The sequence below is a fragment of the Mesorhizobium sp. WSM4828 genome (assembly GCF_055811175.1).
The window spans coordinates 1-232 of the sequence record NZ_JBVVQK010000141.1 but is presented as its reverse complement, the minus strand read 5'-3'; the positions used below and the strand labels follow the sequence as shown (position 1 = coordinate 232).

The following is a 232-nucleotide window of genomic DNA, read 5'->3' as shown; positions in this document are numbered from 1 at the left end:
ACCAACGACACGCCGGTGGTGATGGCCGTCACCTTCGTCTTTGCGTGCCTGGTCGTGCTGTTCAACCTCATCGCGGACGTTCTTTATGGCTGGCTTGACCCTCGCATCTCCCTCCGCTGAGCGGCGCGTCTACTCGCCCTGGCGCGAGACGTGGCGGCGCTATAGCCGCCACAAGCTTGCCGTCGTCAGCGCGTTCCTGCTCCTCGTTCTGATCCTGGCGGTGGTGGTCGGC

The 232-nt window shown here is 64.7% G+C and carries 2 pseudogenes; both read left to right on the top strand.

The features are described 5' to 3' along the window. Positions 1-120, top strand: a pseudogene (locus AC0L2X_RS32675) (ABC transporter permease); the annotation flags it as partial. Further along, a pseudogene (locus AC0L2X_RS32670) lies at positions 86-232 on the top strand (ABC transporter permease); the annotation flags it as partial. The pseudogenes AC0L2X_RS32675 and AC0L2X_RS32670, both read left to right, overlap by 35 nt.